We start from the raw sequence: 2560 nt of genomic DNA on the forward strand, positions 1-2560 counted from the left end.
CGGGTGGCCGCCCGGTCCGGGCTGGCCCTCGGTGCCGCGTTGCTCGCCGCGGGCGCGGCCGAGGTGGTCCTGCTCGGACAGTTCCTGGGCGTGTGGCTGGCGCTCGCGGGATGGTTCGTCACCGACGGCGCCCGCACGGAACTGCGCACCGCCGACCTGCGGGCCGCCCTCGGCGAGGTCCCCGTCCGGGACCTCGTCGGCTCCCCGCAGCGTGTCGCGCCCGGCTGGTGGACCGTGGCCGCCCTGCTCGAACACGACCCGGGCGCCGCGGAGACCACCGTCCCGGTGGTCGCGTTCGACGGGTCGGCCGTGGGGCTCCTCGACACGGCCGCCCTGCGCCGGCTCCCCGAACGGGACCGCGCCCGCACCCGGGTGGCGGAGGTGTCCCGCCGACCGCCCGCGGTGCCGGTCGTACCCGCCGACACCCCGGTCAGCGCACTGCTCGCCCGCGGTGGCCGCGCCCTCGCCCGGTCACCGCTGCTCGTGGCCCAGGGAACGATGTTCGTGGGAATGGTGCATACCCACGACCTCGGTCTCCGGGCTCCGCCGGGTCGGTGACGGTGATTGACGCGAGATCGACCGCGGGGATTGGATCGGGCCGGTCGGGTATTCCGGGTACGGAGCCGCCGCGGGTGACCCGGACCGGCGTGGGCCGCGTCGGACGCGGGACGGCGGCCGGGACCGTGTGGGACAGCGAAGGACGGCGACATGACGGAACCACAGGACAACGCCCCGGTCGTGGTCGGGGTGGACGACAGCGACGCCGCGCTCCGCGCGGTGCGCTGGGGGGCGCTCACCGCGCTGAAGCACGGCGCCCCGCTGCGGCTGGTGCACGCGGCCGGTTTCCCCGACCTCTACATCGGCTCCACCATCCCGCCACCCGAGTCGTTCAAGAAGGAGCTGCGGGAACAGAAGTCCCGGTCGCTGGAGGCCGCCCGCGAGGTGGCCACCGCCACCGGGGTCACCGACGTGCGGACCCGCTTCGAGACCGACCCGCCGATCCCCTGGCTGCTGCACGCCTCGCGCACGGCCCGCATGGTCGTGCTCGGCTCGTCCGGGCGCACCGGACTGGTGGGGATGATGGTCGGGTCGACGACGCTGGCCCTGGCCACGCACGCGCACTGCCCGGTCGTGTCGGTGCGGGCCGACTATCCCGAGGTGGTCGCCGGGGACGAACGTCCCGTGCTGGTCGGTGTCGACGGCAGCCCGGTCAGCGAACGGGCCATCGGCTACGCCTTCTCCGAGGCGTCCTTCCGTGGTGTGGACCTCCTCGCGGTACACACCTGGAGCGATGCCGACATGGACGTGTTCACCGACCAGCGGATGTACTTCGACTGGGAGCCCATCCGGGACGTCGAGGAACGCAGGCTGGCCGAACGGCTCGCGGGATGGCGGGAGCAGTACCCGGACGTCACCGTGCACCGGGAGCTGGTGAAGGACCGGCCACGGCACGAGTTGCTCGAACGCAGCGGGGACGCGCAGCTGGTCGTCGTGGGCAGCCGGGGACGCGGTGGTTTCCGCGGGATGCTGCTCGGCTCCACCAGCCAGGCGCTGATCCATCACGCGCAGTGCCCCGTGATGATCGCGCGTCCGGAGAGCGGGTAGGGGCACCGGCGTGCGAGGGCGGTCGGCGCCGTACGCGGCCGTGCACGAGACCCACATCGGGGTGGTGTTCCTCGTCGGCGACGAGGCCTGGAAGCTGAAGAAGCCGGTCGACCTGGGGTTCATCGACCTCTCGACCGTGCGGCGGCGCCGCGAGGTGTGCCGTCGGGAGGTCGAACTGAACCGCAGGCTCGCGCCGGACGTCTACCTCGGCGTCGCCGACCTGTCCGGCCCGGACGGGTCGGACAGGTCGGCCGGGTCGCACGCTGCCGGGGAGACCGAGGGGCCGGAGCCGTTGGTGGTCATGCGGCGGATGCCGGCCGAACGCCGGTTGTCCACGGTGGTCGGCACGGGCGAGGACCTCACCGGGGTCGTCGACCGGCTCGCCCGGATGCTCGCGGACCTGCACAGCCGGTCGGAGCGCGGCCCGGAGATCGACGCCGAGGCCACCCGGGACGCCGTCCGCGCGCGGTGGACGGACAGTTTCACGCAGGTGCGGGGCCTCGGTGTGCTCCCGTCCGCCCTGCTGGACGAGATCGAGGAGCGCACCCTGGAGTTCCTCGACGGGCGCGCGGCCCTGTTCGACCGGCGCATCGCCGAGGGGCGGATCGTCGACGGGCACGGCGACCTGCTGGCCGGTGACATCTTCTGCCTCGACGACGGTCCCCGGGTGCTCGACTGCCTGGAGTTCGACGACCGGTTGCGCAGACTGGACGGGCTCGACGACGTCGCGTTCCTGGCGATGGACCTGGAACGGCTCGGGGCCGCCGACCTCGCCCGGCGGCTGCTGGACGGCTACGCGGAGTTCGCCGCGGACCCCGCACCCGCCGCGCTGCGCCACCACTACGTCGCCTACCGCGCCTTCGTCCGGGCGAAGGTGGCCGCCCTGCGCGCCGCCCAGAACGAACCCGGCTCGGAGTCGGCGGGCACCTCCACCGAGGAGGCCCGCGCACACGCC

Annotated in this window: 1 protein-coding gene and 2 pseudogenes; all 3 read left to right on the plus strand. The window is 74.0% G+C overall.

Going from position 1 to position 2560, the window contains the following annotated elements; genetic code table 11:
• Positions 1 to 558, plus strand: a pseudogene (locus SACPADRAFT_RS32510) (site-2 protease family protein); the annotation flags it as partial.
• 150 nt (positions 559 to 708) lie between these two features.
• Positions 709 to 1605, plus strand: coding sequence for a universal stress protein (locus tag SACPADRAFT_RS0208660; protein WP_007027241.1), 897 nt, complete (start codon positions 709 to 711; stop codon positions 1603 to 1605).
• Positions 1606 to 1615: 10 nt separating this feature from the next.
• Positions 1616 to 2560: pseudogene (locus SACPADRAFT_RS26495) on the plus strand (AAA family ATPase); the annotation flags it as partial.

It is taken from the genome of Saccharomonospora iraqiensis subsp. paurometabolica YIM 90007, assembly GCF_000231035.2.
Lineage (GTDB): Bacteria > Actinomycetota > Actinomycetes > Mycobacteriales > Pseudonocardiaceae > Saccharomonospora > Saccharomonospora paurometabolica.